This is a genomic window from Moorena producens 3L (assembly GCF_000211815.1).
Classification (GTDB): domain Bacteria; phylum Cyanobacteriota; class Cyanobacteriia; order Cyanobacteriales; family Coleofasciculaceae; genus Moorena; species Moorena producens.
This window is the reverse complement of sequence record NZ_GL890880.1, coordinates 1-1,513: the sequence shown is the minus strand read 5'-3', so window position 1 is coordinate 1,513 and position 1,513 is coordinate 1. Positions and strand designations below refer to the sequence as shown.

General features: G+C 47.2%; 1 protein-coding gene. It reads left to right on the top strand.

Annotation, left to right across the window (positions count from 1 at the left end; all coding sequences use genetic code 11):
• Nucleotides 1–53: 53 nt before the first annotated feature.
• A partial coding sequence (locus LYNGBM3L_RS12825) for a G8 domain-containing protein (protein WP_193374699.1) occupies nucleotides 54–1,513 on the top strand: 1,460 nt, incomplete at its 3' end.

The following is a 1,513-nucleotide window of genomic DNA, read 5'->3' as shown; positions in this document are numbered from 1 at the left end:
ACTTTTTTTCTATAAGTAATTAAGTTGAAATTAATCGACTAAATTCAAGGTTCATGAATCAACAATCACCTCATTCAATTTTCCACATCTCTGGTATCCAACAGAATTCGCTGATCAGGGCATGCGTCTTCGTTTTGTTATGTTGTTCCTGGTGCCTTGCTCCTTTATTTGCTCAAGATGCAATCCAGGTTGCAGGTGTATCAACTGTAGAATCCGTCCAAAGCGGCCCCTGGAGTTCTCCGGCTACCTGGCAGGGAGGCAGTATCCCTGGAGATGATGCCAGAGTACTGATCAGTCATGAAGTAACCGTTGATGGGATCATCACTCAAGAGATGAAGTCCATCAGAATTGCGTCCGGAGCGAAGCTTCAATACGCCACCAGTGTTAACACGGAATTGCGAACAGAGTATTTGGTGAGTGAAAAGGATGGTTCATTTGAAATAGGAACTGCCAGCCATAAAATTGACCCGGCTGTTACTGCAAGACTTGTTTTTGCCGAACGAGGAGGCACAAGTTTTTCAGAAGATCCCAATCGGTTTGCTCCAGGAGCTGTCTTTATGGGGTCCGTGAGGATGCACGGCGCAGAGAAAACCAATTGGCTAACTTTCGAGAAAACCAATCAACCTTTGAAAGACGCTACTCAACTTGTCCTGAATTCAGCACCTTCCGGTTGGCGTATAGGTGATCAACTGGCCCTTGCCGGAACCGACATCAATAGTTTCACCAGTGACGAGGTTGTGGAGATTACCGGTATTTCGGGGAATATCATTTCCATCAAAGATCCTTTGATCCGGGCACATAAAGCTCCTTCACAGGCAGCCGATCTCGATGTGCACCTGGCCAACCTTACCCGAAATATTGTGATCACTTCCGAAAACCCCAGTGTCACCTCTCTAAACGGTGAATTCCATAAGCCGAGAGGCCATATGATGTTCATGCACAATCAAGATGTTGACCTGAGATACGTGGAAGCCAACCAGATAGGAAGGACTGATAAATCGATCATTTTGGATGACTGGGACTTTGAAGACCTGGAGCGAGGGCCAAATACAGGTTCCCCTGTTCCAAATGGAGGCAGAAATCCAAGAGGGCGTTACTCTTTTCATTTTCACAGAGGTGCGGTAGACACCAGTGTATTCCCGGCCAAGGCATTTCTCCCCGATCCTGCTCATGTGGAGGGTTGTGTAGTCAACAATGATCCAGGTTGGGGTTTCGTCAGCCATTCATCCCGTGTAAACTTCATAAGAAATGTAAGTTATGATGTGGTCGGAAGCGCATTCTGCACTGAGTCCGGCAATGAAACAGGTTCTTTCATTGAGAACATTGCCATTCGAACCTACAATCCGGCAGAACCTATGACCTCCATTCCAAGGCCCAGGGAATCCTATTTTGAAGGAGAAGTCACCCAGGCTTTAGCAGACATCAGAGAAGGTCGGCAGGATTTCGCCTGGCAAGGAGATGGCTTCTGGTTACATGGGACAGGAGTAACCGTACAAGGAAACGTGGTTGCCGG